The following is a 15,672-nucleotide window of genomic DNA, read 5'->3' as shown; positions in this document are numbered from 1 at the left end:
GTAGAATCGATCTCCATCACGCCCCAAACGTGCGGCGACCTTCGGAGCGGAGCGACCCGGGATGACGTTCGAGACGGACCTCCGGCGATTCGGCCCCCCCGCCCGCGAGACCGCCTCGCGCCGGGACGCGCTCGACTATTGCGCGCGGCTGACCGCCTCTCACTATGAAAACTTCAGCGTCGTCACCTGGCTGACCCCGCGCGAGCACCGGCCCGCCTTCCAGTCGATCTACGCCTTCTGCCGCTGGTCCGACGACCTGGCCGACGAGGTCGGCGACCCCGCCCGCTCGTTGGAGCTGCTCGCCTGGTGGCGCGGCGAACTCGACGCGATGTTCGAGGGCCGGGCCCGGCACCCCGTGATGATCGCCCTGGGGGAGACCGTCGACCGCTACGGCATCCCGCCCGGGCCGTTCCACGCCCTGATCGACGCCTTCGTCCAGGACCAGTCCGTCACGGACTACGCCACCTTCGACCAGCTTTGCGACTACTGCACCGGATCGGCCGACCCGGTGGGCCGGCTCGTCCTGTACGTCGCGGGCGCGTTCGACGAGGAGAACGCGAAGCTCTCCGACGCCACCTGCACGGCGCTCCAGCTCGCGAACTTCTGGCAGGACGTCTCGCGCGACCTGGACATCGGCCGGATCTACCTGCCGCGCGAGGATCGCGAGCGGTTCGGCGTCCGCGAGGACGACCTGCGGGCCCGCCGCTTCACCCCCGCCTTCGCCGACCTGCTGAAGTTCGAGGTCGCCCGGACCCGCGAGCTGTTCGACCGGGGCCGCCCCCTGCTCTCCCGCATCCCGGGGGAGTTCGCCGTGGACGTGGACCTGTTCTCGCGCGGGGGGCTCGCGATCCTGGACCGGATCGAGGCCTGCGGCTTCGACGTGCTCTCCGCCCGGCCGTCGCTGGGGAAGGCGGCGAAGCTCGGGCTGATGGCCCGCGCCGTCTTCGGCCTGGCCCGGGCGCGACTGTCCGGCGGTCGCAAGGCTCCCCGGCCCGGAGCCGCGCCCCGGCCGGTCGCGAGATCGCCGCGCGGGGAGGCTTCCCCGTGAAGACCGACGCCCGGCTTGCGGAGAGCTACCGCGTCTGCGGCGAGATCGCCCGTCGCGAGGCCCGCAACTTCTACCACGCGTTCCGGCTCCTGCCGGCCGATCGCCGTCGCGCGATGTGCGCGCTGTACGCCTTCATGCGGCACACCGACGACCTGGCCGACGACGATCGCCCCGGCGTGGACAAGCCGCTCGCGCTGATCGAGTGGCGCCGCGACCTCGACCAGGCGCTCGACGGCCGGCCGTCGTCCTGGCCCGGCCTCCTCGCGCTGGCCGACACCGTCCGCACCGCCGCGATCCCCCCGGCGCTGCTGCACGAGGTGATCGACGGCGTGGAGATGGACCTCTCTCCCCGGCGGTTCGACGAGTTCGAGGAGCTGGCGGACTACTGCCGGCACGTCGCGTCGGCCGTGGGCCTCTGCTGCATCCACATCTGGGGATACGAGTCCGACGGCGGCCGCGCCGAGGCCCTGGCCGACCGCTGCGGCCTGGCGCTCCAGCTCACCAACATCCTACGCGACGTCCGCGAGGACGCCGAGAACGGCCGCGTCTATTTCCCGAGGCGCGACCTCGAACGCTTCGGCGTCGAGGATTCCGACCTGCTCGCCGCGAAGACCGGCCCGGCGCTCCGTCGGCTGCTGGAGGAATACGCCGTGCGCGCCTACGCCTGCTACGACGAGGCGGCCGGGCTCGTCCCTCTGGTCGCCCCGGTGGGGCGTCCGGTCCTGCTGACGATCATCGGCATCTACCGGGCCCTGCTCGACGAGATCGTCCGGCGCGACTACGACGTGCTGTCCGGCCGGGCGTCGGTCCCGACCTGGCGGAAGGTCGTCGTCGCCCTGCGCTCCCTCCCCTCGCGATACCGCCGCCCGCTCCGCGAAGACGCGGCGTCCCCCCGCAAGTCCGACCTGGTCTCCTGAGGAGCCCGAAGGAACCTCATGAAGCGCACCCCCCCCGCCCCGCCCCCGCCCCGCGTCGTGATCGTCGGCGGCGGCCTCGCCGGGCTGGCGACGGCGGCGACGCTCGTCGGCCGGGGGCTGCGGATCACCCTGCTGGAGAGCCGCCCCCGGCTCGGCGGCCGGGCCGGCTCGTTCACCGACCCGGTGACGGGGGAACTGGTCGACAACTGCCAGCACGTGAGCATGGTCTGCTGTACGAATCTCGCCGATTTCTGCCGCCGGGTGGGGATCGACGGCCTCTTCCGCCGGGAGCCGGCGATCACGTTCCTGGCCCCCGACGGCCGCACGTCGACCCTCCGGGCCGGGCTCGGCCCCGCCCCCTTTCACCTGGGACTGAGCTTCCTGCGGTCCAAACACCTGCGCTGGGGGGACAAGCTCCGGGTCGCCTACGGCCTGGCCCGGCTGGCGCTCGACCGGGACGCCGGCCGGCGCGCCGAGGGGACGTTCGCCGACTGGCTCATCCGGCACCGGCAGACCGTGCGGACCATGAACCTGTTCTGGGGGCCGGTCCTGGTCTCGGCGCTCAACGAGCGGCTCGACCTGATGGACGTGGGCCTGGCCCGGCAGGTGTTCGTCGACGGCTTCCTGATGAACCGCCGCGGCTTCCAGATGGAGATCCCCGCCGCGCCGTTGGGCGAGTTGTACGGGGCGCCGCTGGAAGCCTGGCTCCGCGCCCGGGGCGTCGAGGTCCGGCTGACGACGGGGGTGCGGTCGATCGACCCGGACCCCGAGGACGCCTCGGCCGTGGGGGGCGTGACCTTGCGGAACGGGGAGGCCCTCGACGCCGATTTCGTCGTCGCGACCGTCCCGTTCGATCGCGTCGGCGGCCTGCTCGATCCGGCGATCCGGGCGCTCGTCCCGGCCCTTGAGGGGCTGAAGGGGATGGAGTCCTCGCCGATCACCGGCGTCCACCTCTGGTTCGACCGGCCCGTCTGCCCGCTCGACCACGTCGTCGCGCCGGGGCGTCTGCTGCACTGGGTCTTCAACCACTCGGCGTTGCAGGGCCGGGGCTCGGAGGCCGGCGGCCAGTATCTGCAGGTCGTCATCAGCGCGGCGTACGACCTGGTGGGGATGGACAAGGGGGCGATCCGAGACGCCGTGCTGGCCGACCTGGCGGAGATGTGGCCCGTCGCCCGCGAGGCGAAGCTCCTGCGCTGGTGGGTCGTCACCGAGCACGGCGCGACGTTCGCGGCGAGGCCCGGCGTCGCCGCGCTGCGGCCCCCGCAGCGCACGCCGGTCGACGGCCTCTTCCTGGCCGGCGACTGGACCGACACCGGCTGGCCCGCCACGATGGAAGGCGCCGTGCGGAGCGGCTACCTCGCCTCGCAGGGCGTCCTCGAAGACCTCGGCAGCCCCGAGCGTCTCGTCCGCCCCGACCTCCCCCCCGACCGCCTGGCCCGCTTCCTCCTGGGGAGCCCCGAGCCGTCCGAGAAAGACTTCACGCCCGACTTCGAGGAATGCGCCGACGATCCGGCCGGCGGCCCCGGGCCGGCCTGATCGATCGCCGCCCCCGTCACGTCCGGGTCGGGTCCGGTTTGGGCGCCGGGGCCGGTTTCGGCCCGGGCTCGGGGGGCTTCGTCTCCGGGAAGGCCTCGCGGAGCCAGGAGGCGGCGGCGGCCCGGTTCCAGCCGTTGGCCGCGGGGTCCCCGGCGCAGGCCTCGAGATACTTCCGCGCGTCTTCGGGGCGGCCCCGCATGAGCAGGAACTTGCCGACGACGACATGCATGAAGTCGGGCGTGTCGGGCCGGATCGATTCGATCGCCGCGTCGACCGCCGCGAGGTCGAGCGACCGGTTCGGATCGGCCAGGGCGTCGCGGAGGAGGCGGCAGATGCCCGCCGTCTTGGGGCCGATGCCTTCCAGCCCGCCGACGATCCGCTCCAGGACGGCGTCGCGCTTCTCCTCCGCGCCGATCTGGTCGTAGAGGATCAGGAGCATCATGGAGGCCGGGCCCGGCTGGACCTCGATCCAGGACTCCAGCACCCGGATCGCCTGGTCCGGCTCTTTCTCCAGCCAGTAGAACCACGCGACGACGTCGGGCGTGGCCGCGTCGGGGCGGCGGACGGCGGCCCGCGCGACGGCCCGGGCGTCGTCGAGGTCCCCCCTCCCCGTTCGCTGGCAGAAGATGTACCAGGCGCCCCAGGAATCGCCGTACCGCTCCGAGACCCGCCGGGACCAGGACTCGGCCTCGTCCAGGTCGCCGAGCCGTTCCTCGACCTCGGCGGCGCACATCATGGCCCAGCCGGCTCCCGTCTGCGCGGCGGCGTCGGAATAGTCCTTCGCCTTCTCGGGCCGACCCTTGCCCAGGAAATGGTACGCGAGCTTCACCTGGACCCTCGCGTGCTCCAGGCCGGCGTCCTCGGTGTTCTCCAGGTAGTCGTCCAGCGTGGCGAGCCAGCGTTCCTCGTCCCCCTCCCCTTCGTAGCAGGCGGCCAGGTCCTCGTAGGCCGACTGATCGGGGGAGAGTTCGACGTAGCGGGCCAGGTTGTCGCGGGCCTCCGCGAAGCGCTTGAGCTCCAGGTATTTCGTCCCGAGCGCCCTGAGGACGGCCGGGGGAGTCCCGTCGGCCTTGGCCCAATCCTCGAGCTTCGGCTGGGTCTTCTCCCAGTCATGCTTGATGAGCATGGCCTTGGCGTAGGGATTGTGGGGGCTGACGCGCAGGAGGGATTCCGCCCGCGCCACGCGATCCGACGACTTATCGCCCAGGGTGAGGCTGAAGTCGCGGGCGGTATGCGAGCCGTGGCCGCGGGCGACGCCGCCGTCGTACCGCGCGCGGGGCGATTGGAACTGGAGGGCGAGCCGGATGAACTCGCCCTGGGTCGGCTCGATGTCCGAGCGGTCGAGCTTCTCGGCGAATTCGGCGAACGCCATCAGGTCGCCTCGGTCCTGCGTCAGCGCCGCGAGGTACGGGCGGTAGCGGTGGCCCTCGACGAGCGGGGCGGCTGCGTTCCAGAAGTCGTCGACGGGGACGTTCCACGTTCGCGCCATGAAGTAGAGACGCCGGTGGACCTGGACGAACCGGGTCTCGCGGGCCAGGTGCGCGAGCACGCCCCACGAGGGTTCGTCGGCGTCGACCTGGGGTCGGCCGGCGTCGTCCAGCGCGGCGACCAGGGCCGGGCCGTCGGCGTCGCGGTCGAGCGCCGCGCGGACCGGCGCGGGGAGGTCGGCCGCTCCTTTCAGCTTGGCGCGGAAGAAGCTTTCGAACGCCTGGGGGCCGAGCACCGTGGCCTGGTGCTGGTCTCCGAGCGCCCCGTTGCCGCAGATCACGTCGAAGGCCCGGCCGCAATCGGGGTCGGCCTGGACCACGGCCTCGGCCGAGCGGACCAGCAGCCGCGTGTGCACCGGGAACTCCAGGGCCGCCATCTTGAGGAGCGCGGCCAGGCTCCGGGACGCCCCCTCGGCGGCGTCGAGCCGGGGGAGGTCGTATCTCAGGTAGGCGTCGAGCACTCCGGCCCATTCCGGGGCCGGGGCCGGGTTCGGCGTCCGGGAATCAAGCTCGGCGGCGGCTTCCAGATCCTTCAGGGCGTAGCCGTGCACGCCGACGATCCCCCGGACGAAGGCCCGGTGACGAAGGGCCGACGCCGACTCCGGGGCCCGCGCGACGAGCCGCTCGGCGTAGAGCATCGCCCGGGCCTCGAACCCCCGATACGCGGCGCTCCAGTGGTGGACCGTCAGCATGGCGAGCTGCGCGTAGGCTCGCGCCAGGGCGCCCAGCCGCTCGGGCGATTCCCCGTCGGTCCGGATCGCCTGATGCAGGGATCGGAGGGCCTGGACGTGCTCGATCAGGCCGAGCGTCCGCAGCTTCTCCTCGACCCCCTCGGGGACCGGCCCCGAGTCTTTCACCTGGTTCGGCGTCCCCTTGACCCCCGCCTCGTCGAGCAGCTTCGGGAAGTCGGTCCGGGCCATCCGCTCCATCTGCGCGGCCAGCCTCAGCGGGTAGTCGTCCATCCCCGCCCCGTCGCCGAGGCTTTTGGACAGGATCGCCAGGGGATCGACCTCCCCCTTGACGACCTTCCGGATCATGACGCGCGTCCGCTCGGGGCGGAAGAGCGTGCTGATCTCCAGGGTGGGGGCGTCGCCCGTGGGGAGCGAGGCGTCGTCGAGCAACTCATCGCGGGTGGCGATCCCGCGCTCGTCGCGTGCGGCGAGCAAGACGGCCTGGCGGACCAGCTCGCGGTCGAGGAGCTTCTGGCTCGTCCCCGCGATCGAGTCGAAGTCCTCGGGGGCGACGGCCCGACTCATCACGGCGGTCCGCCCGCCTCCTTCCGCGTCGAGCAGGGACAGGCGGCTGCGGACCTCGGCCGGGTTGGCGTCGTCGGCGACCGATTCGGGCGGTTTCACGACCGCCGGGAACGTCTGGACCGCCGGCGACGAGGGGGACAGCGGCTCCTGGAGGTTCGACAGGTTCCAGTAGATGGCCCCGCCGGCGACGAGGATCACCGCCAGGGCCGCCACGGCCTGCTTCGTCCGGCCGGCGGGCTTACGTCCCGCCTCGCCGCCATTCGGCCCGGGCGTCGCGGAGCCTTCGCCCTCCGCCGGGTTCTCTTCCGAAGTCATCGATCCGATCTCCCGGCGTTGGTGGCCACGGCTTCCCGGACTCTTCGCCCAGTCCCATGAAAGGGTTTTCACGGTTGTCCGCGACAGGTACGAAGAGTTTAGGTCGGCGTTTGGTTCCTTGCAATCACTCAGTCGGGAAAACCGGGTCGTGCGGGAGGGGGTCGGGGTCGGCGGCGTCGAGCGCCGCGCGGAGGCGGGCGGCGGCGTCGCGCGGGCGGTCGGCCTTGACGACGGCGGCGGCGACGGCGATCCGGGAGGCGCCGGCTTCGAGGACGCGGTCGACGTTCGTCTCGTCGACGCCGCCGAGGGCGAACCAGGGGAGGTTCGTCGACTCGGCCGCGGCGCGGACGTAGGCCAGCCCGGCCAGCTCGGGCTCGGCGAACTCTTTGGTGGCGCTGGGGAAGACGGGGCCGACGCCGAGATACCCCGCGCCCGAGAGGACGGCCGCGTCGAGCTGCGCGCGGTCGTGGGTCGAGACGCCGATGACGAGGTTCGGCCCGACGATCCGGCGGGCGTCGCGGACGGTCACGTCTTCCTGGCCCAGATGGACGCCGTCGGCCCCGGCGAGCCGAGCCAGGTCGGGGCGGTCGTTGACGAGGAACCGGGCCCCGGCCTGCGCGGTGAGGATGCGGACCTCGCGGGCGCGGGTGAGCAGCACGCGGTCGGGGAGCCCTTTCTCGCGGAGCTGGATCACGTCCGCCCCGCCGGCCAGGGCCTCGCCGACGATCCAGGTCAGGTCGCCCAGCGTGGGGAGGCCGCCGACGAGGACCATCAGGCGGCAGTCCGCCAGCGAGCGATAGGCGTGGACCGCCGTCATGACCAGCTTTTCGAGCGTGTAGACGTCGTACCGGAGGACCTCGAAGCGGCCGGCGAGCCAGACGTCGACGAGCTTGCCGTACTCCTCCAGCGAGCGGAGCGCCTCGGCGGTGCGCTTGAAGTTGGCGGCGAGCACGGCGCGGGGGTTCTCGCGGACCTGCTCGGAGTGGGTCATGATGTGGGTGCCGACGTCCTCGCGGGTGTCGCGTGCGGCGAGGAGCAGGTCGGGGTCGAAGCCGCGAAGGGCTTCGGCCAGGCGGTGGCGGGCCTCCTTGAGTCGGCGGGTCAGGCCGGGGTCGTCGAGCACGAACCGGGCGTAGTCCTCGACCACGCGGAGCCCCTCGCGGGCGCGATTGGCCGAGGCGTCCAGGACGCGGGCCAGGTCGACCGTCCGGGTCGAGTCCGACAGGTCGAGCGGCGGCCCTTCGAGCGGCGGCAAGGGCTCGACGTCGACCTCGGGGCGGTTCAGCGAGTCGCGAAGGCCGTCAAGGTCCAGCCCCGCGTCGCGGAGCGGCTCCAGGGCGAAAGCGGCCTCGACGACCAGCCCGGCCAGCAGGTGCTCGGTGCCGATCGACGACGACCGGCCCTGGGCCCGCGCGCGGGCCTTCGCCTCGCCGACGATGGCGCGGATCGCCGGGGACCACGGCGGCGCCGGTGCCGGGGCCGACTCGTCGAGCGGGTCGGCGCCGTGCTCGGACTCATCGAGCCGGGGGAGCCCCAGGACCTCGCGGACGCCCGGGGCGTCGAGGCCGAACGCGGCGACCATCTCCGAGGCGACGGACTCGGGCTCGTCGGCCAGGGCGGCGAGCAGATCCCCCGGCCCCACCTCGTCCGCGCCTCGCGCTCGCGCCCTCGCCCCGGCCCGGTCCATCGCCCGCCGGGCGCCCGGCGTGAACGTCTCATCCATCGCGACCTCGATCCTTCCCCGACCCGGTTTGGGGGCGAAAGGTTGAACTGTTGATCCACTTCTCTTGAAAAACCCGACCGGCGGCATGAAGATGAACGGTGATCGTCGCCTCGCGACGATCGCGAAGGCCGACGCCGCCGGTCCCCCCGATCCGCCCACCCCTACTGAGGACTCCCCCGTGCTCGGACGAATCCTGATCGCCTGTACGATCCTCCCCGCCCTCGGCCTGATCCTGGCGAGCTTCGCGACCACCCCGACCGCGCGGGCCGACGACAAGAAGCCGACCTCGGTGCTCGATTTCCACGTCAAGGACATCGACGGCGGCGACGTGGCCCTGTCCCAGTACCAGGGCAAGGTGCTCCTGATCGTCAACACCGCCAGCCAGTGCGGCCTGACCCCGCAGTACAAGGGCCTGGAGGAAGTCTACAAGAAGTATAAGGATCAGGGCCTGGAAGTGCTCGCGTTCCCCGCCAACGAGTTCGGCGCCCAGGAGCCCGGCAGCGACGAGCAGATCAAGGAGTTTTGCAGCACCAAGTACAACGTGACCTTCCCGCTCTTCTCGAAGATCGTCGTCAAGGGCGAGGGCATCAATCCGCTCTACTCCTTCCTCACCAGCGAGACGACCAACCCCAGCTACGCCGGCCCGATCGGCTGGAATTTCGCCAAGTTCCTCGTCAATCGCAAGGGCGAGGTGATCGCCCGCTTCGACCCCAAGACCACGCCCGAATCGCCCGAGGTCCAGGCGGCCCTGGAGAAAGCCCTCGCCGAGAAGTGAGCCCAAGGCGACTCCCGCCGAGAGGCTCCATCGAAGTGCCGCTCCGATCCATCACGTCCTTCCCCCCTCGCGGGGGAAGGTGGCCCGCAGGGCCGGATGAGGGGGACGACCAGCTCGAAGACCGTCGGCGTTTCAAGCGGCCGAGCTGCGAATCCCGACGGCTCCCCGGCCCGTCCTCCCCCTCATCTAACCCCTCCGGGGTCTGTCTTCCCCCGCGAGGGGGGAAGACCGTCATCGCGCGGACGCCGAAACGGCCTCCCGCGTCTGACCTTCGACCGCGTCTTCCCAACCAGAGGGCGCGTCGAGACGGCCCCGGCTTGAAACCTCCGGCCCGCTTGCGGGGTAGATCGAGCGGGGAGGAACGATGGATCGCGTTGCGGCCGGTGATGCATTCGAGACGAGTCCGCGCCGGGAGGCGCGCGGGGCGCCCGTGTTGGGCCTCTGGGTCGGCCTGACGCTGCTCCTCTACGGGGCGATGTGGGCCACTGGAGGTCGCACCGCGGCGCTGGCGACGGCCGTCGAGGGGGGCGTGACGCGGATCGAGCGCGACGGCGCGGCCGCGCCGAGCGACGAGGCCGTACGCAAGGCGGTGGACCTCCAGCGGGCCGCGCTGCCGTTCTGGGCGACGATCCGGCTCCTGGGCGACTTCGTGTTCGAGCCGGCGCTGCTGGCGCTTCGCGCGGCGGCGGCGGCCGTGGGTTTCACGGCGTGCGCGGCCCTGGCGGGTCGGGGCTGGAAGTTCCAGCGAGCCTGGGTCGACTGCGCCCGGGTCCAGGGCTGGTGGGTCCTCGGCCTGGCCGTCCGCCTGGGCCTGGTGGCCTGGCTCCGCCGCGCCGAGGAAGACGTGGAGACGTCGCTGGCCTTGTTCCTGCCCGCCGGGACCTACGGCGCGGCGGCCTGGCTGTCGTTGCGCCGGGTCGACGTCTTCGCGGCCCTGGGATGGCTGGCGACGGCCCTGGCGGGGCGCCGCCGGGGCGATGCGGGCCTGGCGACGGCCCTGGCCCTGTGCGCGTTTTTGGCGGCCGTCGAGGCGGCCTCGCGCGTCGGCGTCGGGCTGCTCGTGGGATCGGCGATGCGACTGGCGTTGGCCGCGCCCTGACGGCGCGATGAGGGGGGCGGGCGATGTTGCGTCTCACGTCGATCCTGGGGGTCTGCGTCCTGGCCGTGGGGCTGGCGGCGCTGAACGCCGCGCGCGAGCCGGGGGGCGTCAAGTTGGACTGGACCCTGGTCGGCACGCCGCCCCGGAAGGTGCTGGCCGAGCCGCTCGCGCGGGCGACGATCATTCGGACCATCACCGCCTCGGGCAAGATCGAGTCGGTCGACGAGGCCGAGATCGCCAGCCAGATCATCGGCCGGGTGATCGCCGTCAACTTCAAGGAGGGCGACCCCGTCAAGAAGGGGGACGTCCTCGTCGAGATCGACCCGACCGACGCCCAGGCGAAGCTCGACTCCACCACGGCCCGGATCTCCCGGCTGTCGGCGGCCATCGACCAGGCCGACTCCGAGCTGAAGAAGGCCCGGCGCGACGCCGAGCTCTCCTCCAAGCTGGCCGGTCGCGGCTTCTCCACCCCGACCGAGCTGGCCGATTCGTTCACCCTGCTGGCCAAGGCCGAGGCCGCCCTGGCGATGAGCCGCAACGAGCTGAGCGAGTCCGAGGCGATGCGCCGCGCCACCCTGGAAGAAGTCCGGCGCACGACGATCCGCGCCCCCATCGACGGCGTCGTCTCCAACCTGGAGGTCGACGTCGGCGAGATCGTCATCGCCGGCACCACGAACCTCCCCGGATCGGTCCTGATGAAGGTCTGCGACCTCGACCGCATGCGGGTGCGGGCCGACGTCGACGAGACCGACGTGCCGCTCGTCCGCCGAGGCCAGGTCGCCCACGTCTTCCTCCAGGCCGATCAGCTCCACCCCCTCGCCGGCCGGATCGACCGCGTCTCCCCCCAGGGGAAGGTCAAGAAGGACGAGGTCGTCGGCTTCGAGACGCTGATCGACCTGGACGTCCCGGGGTCGACCGGCACCGGCTCCGAGTCCGACCGGCCCCCGCTCCGGCCCGGGATGAGCGTGACCGTGGAGATCGAGGTCCGCCAGAGCGACGCCGCGCTCTCGGTCCCGGCCCAGGCCGTCGTCCACCGCCGCCGCAAGGAACTCCCCGACACGCCCCTGATCCGCGAGTGGGCCGAGCGTTCGGCGCGACCGCCGGGCGAGAAGGTCCGCGACGCCGAGCAGCGCTACCTCAAGGTCGTCTACGTGCTCGAAGCGGGCGTCGCCCGCGCCCGGCCGATCGAGACCGGCCTCAGCGACGAGCGCCGGGTCGAGGTGCTGGCCGGGCTTCGCGAGGACGACCGCGTCGTCGTCGGCCCGTTCCACGCCCTCGACGAGATGAAGGACGGCGACGCCGTCCTCCCCGTCGCCTCCCCGGCCGATTTGGAGAAGGAGGGCTGAGATCGAAGACGCCTCGGTCATCCTCCTGGAACGGGTCGCGAAGCTCTACCGCGTGGGGGACGAGACGGTCCACGCGCTGCGGGGCGTCGACCTGGCGATCGGCTCGAACGAGATGCTGGCCGTCATGGGGCCGTCCGGGTCGGGTAAATCCACCTTGATGAACATCCTCGGATGCCTCGACGTCCCGACGAGCGGCTCGTACCGCCTCGACGGCCGCGACGTCGCCGCCCTCTCCCAGGCCGAGCTGGCGCAGGTGCGGGGGCGTCGGATCGGGTTCGTCTTCCAGACCTTCGAACTCCTGGCGCGGCAGACGGCCCTGAGCAACGTGGAACTGCCGATGATCTACTCGGGCGCGTCCCCCTCCCAGCGGCGTCGGCGGGCCGTCGAGGCGCTCGAGCGGGTGGGCCTCGGCGACCGGATGGGCCACCGCCCGAACCAGATGTCCGGCGGCCAGCGCCAGCGGGTCGCGATCGCCCGAGCGATCGTCCAGCGCCCCGCCCTGCTCCTCGCCGACGAGCCGACCGGCAACCTTGACACCCAGACCGGCGACGAGATCCTCGCCCTCTTCGCCGACCTCCACCGCGAAGGCCAGACCATCGTCGTCGTCACCCACGAGCCCGATGTCGCCGCCCGCTGCCGCCGCATCGTCCGCATCCGCGACGGCCTCGTCGAGTCGGACGAGTGCCGCGAGCTTTGACCGCGGCCGAGCGATCCCGATGGACGCTCCCGCACCCTCTCTGGGACAATCACGACGGACGACCGGACGGATCGAGCGAAAGGAGCCCCCCATGGCGACCGTGGAACAGACGCCCGCCCTGACGACGGCCGAACAATTCGCCCGCCGCCCCGACTCGGGCTTCGTCGAGGAGCTGGTGCGAGGACGAATCGTCATGTCGCCGCCCCCGAACCGCCGCCACGGTTTCGTCTGCGCCAGGATCGTTTACCGGCTCTCGCGATTCCTGGAGGAACATCCGCTCGGGCGCGTCTTCGGCAACGACTCGGCGATCGTGACGCGGCGCGATCCGGACACGGTCCGCGGCGCGGACGTGGCCTACTACAGCTTCGCGAGGCTCCCGGTCGAGGCCGACAACGTCGGCTACGGGCCGGAGACCCCCGAGATCGTGTGCGAGGTGCTCTCGCCCAGCGATCGCTGGAGGAACGCGCTGGAGAAGGCGGCCGAGTACCTGAACGCGGGCGTCCTGGTGGTCGTCGTCCTCGACCCGGATCGGCGGACCGCCCACGTCTTCGGCGTGGAGACGCCCCCGGTCGCGCTGGGGCCGGACGACGTGCTCCGGTTCGACGCGGTCCTGCCGGGTTTCGAGGTAGCGGTCGGTAGCTTGTTCGAGTGAGGGGCTGTTGATGCGGATCGCGCTGGCGAACATCGGGAACGCGTTCGAGCAGATCTGGGCGCATCGGCTGCGGTCGATGCTGACGGTGCTGGGGATCGTGATCGCGGTGACGTCGACGCTGACGGTGGTGGGGGTGGTGCAGGGCTTCACGCGGTACGTCTCGGAGTTCCTCCAGGGGCTGGGGACGAACGCGATGTGGGTCTGGCCCGAGCGGCCGGGGGGCGAGGCGGGGCGTCGGTTGGGGCGGATCGCGATGGACGAGCGCGACCTCGCGGCGATCCAGGAGAACTGCCCGGCGCTGCGGCGGCTCTCGCCGCTGGTGCGGTCGGACGCGGTGCTGGTCCAGGCCGGTCGCGACGAGCTTCGGGCGGCGCTCGAGGGGGTGTCGGCCGACTACCTGGCGATCCGCAACTTCGACGTGGCGGCGGGGCGGCCGTTCTCGGTGGTCGACGTCGAGGAGCGCCGGGCCGTCTGCATGCTCGGCCGCGAGGTGGTCCGCAAGCTCGAGCTCGGCGACGACCCCGTCGGCCGCACGCTCCTGATCGCGGGCCGTCGGTTCTCGGTCGTCGGCGTCCTGTCCGAGAAGGGGAGCTTCCTCGGCAACAGCCAGGACGAGCTGATCCTGGTCCCCTACACCACGGCGCTGAAGATGTACCCCGCCCAGCTCCGGCGGATGGCGGCCACGGCGCAGGCGGTCTCGGAAGAGGCGGTCCCGGAGGCCCGCGCCCAGATCATCAACCTGCTGCGGCGCCGGCACCGGCTGGACGCGTATCAGCCGAACGACTTCAAGATTATGACCCAGGACGAGATCCTGGACGCCTTCAACAGCATGAGCCTGGTGGCGACCGCCGTGCTCGCCGGGATCGTCGGCGTGTCGCTGCTGGTCGGCGGCATCGGCGTGATGAACGTCATGCTGGTGAGCGTCACCGAGCGCACCCGCGAGATCGGCCTGCGGAAGGCCGTCGGCGCGCGCAGGCGGGACATCTGCCTCCAATTCCTCACCGAGGCCGTCTCGCTCAGCCTCCTGGGGGGCTCGGCGGGCGTCGCCCTGGGCTACGGCCTATGCGCCCTGGCGAGCCTCCATCCCCGGATGGTCGACGTCGTCATCCCCCTCTGGGCCGTGGCCCTGGGCTTCGGCGTCTCCACCCTCACCGGCGTCGTCTTCGGCCTCGTCCCCGCCGTCAAGGCGTCGCTGCTCAACCCCATCGATGCGCTCCGGCACGAGTAGGACTGTGTCCGAGAGCCGGAATCGCCCCGTCGAGGGTTGCTCCACGGGCCTCCCGAGCTTTCGCGGGCGGCGCGTCGCTGCGACAGGCTCCCAGAATCTCGACGGCCGTTCGAGCCGGCGGCATCGTTCTCGCTTATCTCGCCATCCTGGAAAACACGGCATCATGCAGGAGCAGTTTTCGATGGCAGATCGGCCGGAAAAATTCGACGCGGTCCTGCTCGGCGCCGGACAGGCGAACAACCCTCTTTCTCGGTCGCTCGCCAGGGCGGGCCGACGGGTCGCCCTGATCGAAAAGGGCAAGATCGGCGGGACCTGCGTCAACGTCGGCTGCACGCCGACCAAGACGATGGCGGCCAGCGCCCGGGTCGCCCACCTGGCCCGTCGGGCGCGCGACTTCGGCGTCCACACCGGGCCCGTCGCCGTGCGGCTCCAGGAGGTCCGCGCCCGCACGGGTGCCATCGTCGAGGAGTTCAGCGCCGGGAGCGAGCGACAGCTCGAAGAAGCGGAGGGGGTGGAATTGATCCGCGGGGAAGGCTGGTTCACCGGCCCGCGCACCGTCCGGGTCGAGCTGAACGGCGGCGGCGTCCGCGAGCTTTCCGGCGAGCTGGTCGTCATCGACGTCGGTTGCCGCCCGGCGCGCCCGGAGATCCCCGGACTGGACTCCGCGCCCTGGCTCGACTCCACCAGGATCCTCGGGCTCGAGGCCACCCCGGACCACTTGCTGGTCCTCGGCGGCGGGTATATCGGGGTCGAGTTCGCCCAGATGTTCCGCCGCTTCGGCAGCCGCGTGACGCTCGTCCAGAAGGGCGGGCAACTGCTCCGCAGGGAAGATCCCGACATGGCCGAGGCGCTCGCCGAGATCCTCCGCGAGGATGGCGTCGAGGTCATCCTGGACGCGAAGGCCACGCGGGTCGCGGGGAGCGCTCAGGAGATACGCCTGACCGTGGAAGTGGATGGGCGAAGCCGCGAGTTGACGGCCTCGCACCTGATGGTCGCCACCGGTCGGACGCCGAATACGGAGTCCTTGAACCTGACGGCGGCCGGAGTGCGGACGGATGACCGGGGCTTCATCCCGGTCGACGTTCGGCTGGAGACCAACGTACCCGGGGTCTACGCCCTCGGCGACGTGAACGGCGGCCCGGCCTTCACCCACGTCTCGCACAACGATAATCAGATCCTTCGGGAGAACCTCCTCCACGACGCCGGCCGCACGACCGCCGGGCGTCTGGTGCCGTTCACCGTGTTCACCGATCCCCAGTTCGGCCGCGTCGGGCTGACCGAGAAGGAGGCGCGCGAGCGCGGACGTCGGGTGCGAATCGCGCGTCTGCCGATGAGCCAGGTGGCGCGAGCCCTTGAAATCGGCGAGTCTCGCGGCATCCTCAAGGCCGTGGTCGACGCCGAGACGGACCTCATCCTGGGCTGTACGGCCCTCGCCGTCGAGGGCGGGGAGATCATGTCGATGGTGCAACTGGCGATGATGGGCGGCCTCCCCTACCAGCGGCTGCGGGACGACATGTTCTCCCACCCGACCCTGGCCAGGGGCCTGAACAACCTGTTCGCCCATCTCGAGGAGTAGGACGAGGTTCGGGGGCT

12 protein-coding genes are annotated in these 15,672 nt (G+C 71.8%); 10 read left to right on the top strand and 2 right to left on the bottom strand.

What is annotated here, in order from left to right; genetic code table 11:
• Positions 1 to 61 precede the first annotated feature (61 nt).
• The 3 genes from hpnC to hpnE are packed head-to-tail and all read left to right on the top strand — an operon-like array spanning position 62 to position 3,501.
• Positions 62 to 1,048, top strand: a complete 987-nt coding sequence (hpnC, locus tag VT85_RS09135; RefSeq protein ID WP_082858467.1) for a squalene synthase HpnC — start codon at positions 62 to 64, stop codon at positions 1,046 to 1,048.
• Positions 1,045 to 1,965: a phytoene/squalene synthase family protein gene (locus tag VT85_RS09130; RefSeq protein ID WP_068413635.1), complete on the top strand. Its 921-nt coding sequence runs from the start codon at positions 1,045 to 1,047 to the stop codon at positions 1,963 to 1,965. Before hpnC ends, VT85_RS09130 begins: the two co-directional genes overlap by 4 nt.
• Positions 1,966 to 1,983: 18 nt before the next feature.
• Positions 1,984 to 3,501, top strand: a complete 1,518-nt coding sequence (gene hpnE, locus VT85_RS09125; RefSeq protein ID WP_068413631.1) for a hydroxysqualene dehydroxylase HpnE — start codon at positions 1,984 to 1,986, stop codon at positions 3,499 to 3,501.
• Between the two features lie 16 nt (positions 3,502 to 3,517).
• Here hpnE and VT85_RS09120 read toward each other — a convergent pair whose 3' ends face one another.
• Positions 3,518 to 6,559 (bottom strand): tetratricopeptide repeat protein, encoded by a 3,042-nt coding sequence (locus VT85_RS09120; protein ID WP_068413629.1) that lies wholly within the window; start codon positions 6,557 to 6,559, stop codon positions 3,518 to 3,520.
• 124 nt (positions 6,560 to 6,683) lie between these two features.
• On the bottom strand, positions 6,684 to 8,282 hold the full coding sequence (locus VT85_RS09115; RefSeq protein ID WP_068413626.1) for a thiamine phosphate synthase: 1,599 nt from the start codon (positions 8,280 to 8,282) through the stop codon (positions 6,684 to 6,686).
• A gap of 178 nt (positions 8,283 to 8,460) precedes the next feature.
• On the opposite strand from VT85_RS09115, the gene VT85_RS09110 reads away from it, so the two are divergent.
• The 7 genes from VT85_RS09110 to VT85_RS09080 all read left to right on the top strand — a co-directional run bounded on the left by VT85_RS09110 (position 8,461) and on the right by VT85_RS09080 (position 15,655).
• Entirely contained in the window at positions 8,461 to 9,057 is a 597-nt protein-coding gene (locus VT85_RS09110) for a glutathione peroxidase (protein WP_409999938.1), read from the top strand.
• A 364-nt stretch (positions 9,058 to 9,421) separates the two neighbouring features.
• Positions 9,422 to 10,156 (top strand): hypothetical protein, encoded by a 735-nt coding sequence (locus tag VT85_RS09105; RefSeq protein ID WP_156512767.1) that lies wholly within the window; start codon positions 9,422 to 9,424, stop codon positions 10,154 to 10,156.
• A 23-nt stretch (positions 10,157 to 10,179) separates the two neighbouring features.
• Positions 10,180 to 11,502 carry an efflux RND transporter periplasmic adaptor subunit gene (locus tag VT85_RS09100; protein WP_068413620.1) on the top strand — a complete coding sequence of 441 codons (1,323 nt, stop codon included), beginning with the start codon at positions 10,180 to 10,182 and terminating at the stop codon, positions 11,500 to 11,502.
• Positions 11,503 to 11,554: 52 nt separating this feature from the next.
• The gene (locus VT85_RS09095) at positions 11,555 to 12,199 is read left to right on the top strand and encodes an ABC transporter ATP-binding protein (protein ID WP_315850940.1); all 645 of its coding nucleotides are present in this window, start codon (positions 11,555 to 11,557) and stop codon (positions 12,197 to 12,199) included.
• Positions 12,200 to 12,290: 91 nt separating this feature from the next.
• Positions 12,291 to 12,851, top strand: a complete 561-nt coding sequence (locus VT85_RS09090) for a Uma2 family endonuclease (RefSeq protein WP_068413613.1) — start codon at positions 12,291 to 12,293, stop codon at positions 12,849 to 12,851.
• A 10-nt stretch (positions 12,852 to 12,861) separates the two neighbouring features.
• Complete coding sequence (locus VT85_RS09085; RefSeq protein ID WP_068413610.1) at positions 12,862 to 14,079, top strand: ABC transporter permease; 1,218 nt, start codon at positions 12,862 to 12,864, stop codon at positions 14,077 to 14,079.
• A gap of 181 nt (positions 14,080 to 14,260) precedes the next feature.
• Positions 14,261 to 15,655: a mercuric reductase gene (locus VT85_RS09080; RefSeq protein WP_068421693.1), complete on the top strand. Its 1,395-nt coding sequence runs from the start codon at positions 14,261 to 14,263 to the stop codon at positions 15,653 to 15,655.
• Positions 15,656 to 15,672 lie beyond the last annotated feature (17 nt).

The sequence above is a fragment of the Planctomyces sp. SH-PL62 genome, from assembly GCF_001610895.1.
Classification (GTDB): Bacteria; Planctomycetota; Planctomycetia; order Isosphaerales; family Isosphaeraceae; genus Paludisphaera.
The sequence above is the reverse complement of the archived record's forward strand: the minus strand, read 5'-3'. Positions and strand labels throughout refer to the sequence as shown.

What these genes read in the sequence shown, in the direction of transcription:
- VT85_RS09090 (WP_068413613.1), top strand. Translation starts at nt 12,291, where the DNA reads ATGGCGACCGTGGAACAGACGCCCGCCCTGACGACGGCCGAACAATTC.
- VT85_RS09100 (WP_068413620.1), top strand. Translation starts at nt 10,180, where the DNA reads ATGTTGCGTCTCACGTCGATCCTGGGGGTCTGCGTCCTGGCCGTGGGG.
- VT85_RS09080 (WP_068421693.1), top strand. Translation starts at nt 14,261, where the DNA reads ATGGCAGATCGGCCGGAAAAATTCGACGCGGTCCTGCTCGGCGCCGGA.
- hpnE (WP_068413631.1), top strand. Translation starts at nt 1,984, where the DNA reads ATGAAGCGCACCCCCCCCGCCCCGCCCCCGCCCCGCGTCGTGATCGTC.
- VT85_RS09085 (WP_068413610.1), top strand. Translation starts at nt 12,862, where the DNA reads ATGCGGATCGCGCTGGCGAACATCGGGAACGCGTTCGAGCAGATCTGG.
- hpnC (WP_082858467.1), top strand. Translation starts at nt 62, where the DNA reads ATGACGTTCGAGACGGACCTCCGGCGATTCGGCCCCCCCGCCCGCGAG.
- VT85_RS09115 (WP_068413626.1), bottom strand. Translation starts at nt 8,282, where the DNA reads ATGGATGAGACGTTCACGCCGGGCGCCCGGCGGGCGATGGACCGGGCC.
- VT85_RS09120 (WP_068413629.1), bottom strand. Translation starts at nt 6,559, where the DNA reads ATGACTTCGGAAGAGAACCCGGCGGAGGGCGAAGGCTCCGCGACGCCC.
- VT85_RS09105 (WP_156512767.1), top strand. Translation starts at nt 9,422, where the DNA reads ATGGATCGCGTTGCGGCCGGTGATGCATTCGAGACGAGTCCGCGCCGG.